A 1,645-nucleotide genomic window follows, 5' to 3' on the forward strand; every position below is an offset into this window, starting at 1 on the left:
CTCGTTCGCCGTCCTTTTCTCGCGATCGTAGCCACGTCCTGCGCTGCGTCAAGGCGCGCGGGGCCGTGTCAGTCGCTGCCGCTCCATCCCGCCCCAGCACCCCGCGCTTGAATCCTTGACCCAGCTGCGGCCGCGTCTCCTTTGATCGCGGGACGACGAACTCAGGGGAACGGCGGCAACGGCGAGAGACGCCGCCGACTCAGCAGAAACATCTTTCACGCCGGGACTCGGAATCTAGGGGCCCGGTCAGCTTTAAAGGACGCGCAATGATCAAAGCCGAAGAAGCGAGCGATTACCAGCAGTGCATCTATCCCTACAAATTCGATCGGATCGAGGTAGCCGGTTCGTTTTTTACTGGCCCGGCACCGGGCGCGTATCTGCGTGCTGACTTCGAGCGCCCGAGGGAGCCTGTCTCGTTTTCGCTGCTTGGTGAGTGGCATTGCGAATACCCGGGCGGTCCAAGTCTTTTCGCGCTGGCAGACATGGCAGCGGACATTCTCGGCGTCGGTGGCTTCTATGGCCTTGGTACGGCGCGACGCATCAACTGAAAAAGCGCAGGCCGCGCGATGACGCGGCCGCCGATTGAACATCCTACGGGGAAGCATATGAAACTGACTAAGGCACAAACTAAGGCGATGGCAGAAGTGAACCGGCTTGTCGCCCTTGATCGTCGATTGACGGAGGATGAACGTCTGTTCGTGCTCGAAAATTTTCAGGAAGGCGCGAATCACGATAACAGCGCGATGGGTGCGTTTTTCACGCCGTGGGGTCTCGCCCGTGATTTTTCCATCGAAGTGCCGAGCGGTTGTGACTCGATTGTCGATCTGTGCGCCGGGATCGGCTCCCTCGCGTACGCCTGCGAAGGTAAAGCGAAGTCAATCGTATGCGTCGAGCGCTGCGCGGAATATGTGCGGGTTGGTCGAAAGGTAGTGCCCGATGCGACCTGGATTCACGCGGACGTATTCGGCGACTGGTGGAAAGAGTTCGACCGGTTCGACGCGGCGATTTCTAATCCACCCTTTGGTCGCGTGAGAGCCGACGGTTACGACGGTCGTTACAAGGGCGGAGAGTTCGAATACAAGGTAATCGAACTGGCGTCGCGCATCGCGCGATGGGGTACGTTCATTGTCCCGCAGATGTCCGCACCCTTTCGCTATTCGGGACAGCGGGACTATCAGGAGAGCATCGCTGAAAAGTGCCGCAAATTCTTGGATCAAACGGCGATATCGCTCGACGCCAATTGCGGAATCGACACGGAGACGTATCGGGGCGATTGGCACGGTGTCTCGCCTGTGTGTGAGATTGTGGTCTGCGATTTCGAATCTGTTGAACAGGTAGAGCCGGCAGACATTCCCACAGCGCAGCCGGTTTCGATGGCCCAGCCGGTCAGCCAGCTCGATCTGTTCGCGATGGCGGCCTGATCGGAAATATGACTGCCCCACGCCGGCCGAGTGCCGGCGTTGTCGCTTCTGGCACCGCCGCAGCAATCCAGCCGTGACGCGGCACCTCGCGCGCCAGGCTGCGCCTGTCACGCAAGCTGACGGCCTCGCGTCCCGGTGAACACGCACCCCCGCTCTTGGGACTGCGCCGCGTCCCGCGGACTTGCCCCGGCGCGTGCCATCCCCTCGAGCCTCGCTGCCTGCAG

At 61.0% G+C, this 1,645-nt stretch carries 2 protein-coding genes; both read left to right on the forward strand.

Features of this window, described 5'->3' with window-relative positions; all coding sequences use genetic code 11:
- Positions 1–266: 266 nt before the first annotated feature.
- Positions 267–548 (forward strand): hypothetical protein, encoded by a 282-nt coding sequence (locus AWB69_RS45090; RefSeq protein WP_062093216.1) that lies wholly within the window; start codon positions 267–269, stop codon positions 546–548.
- Between the two features lie 57 nt (positions 549–605).
- Positions 606–1,421: a class I SAM-dependent methyltransferase gene (locus AWB69_RS45095; RefSeq protein ID WP_062093217.1), complete on the forward strand. Its 816-nt coding sequence runs from the start codon at positions 606–608 to the stop codon at positions 1,419–1,421.
- Positions 1,422–1,645: the final 224 nt, after the last annotated feature.

The organism is Caballeronia udeis (assembly GCF_001544555.2).
Lineage (GTDB): Bacteria > Pseudomonadota > Gammaproteobacteria > Burkholderiales > Burkholderiaceae > Caballeronia > Caballeronia udeis.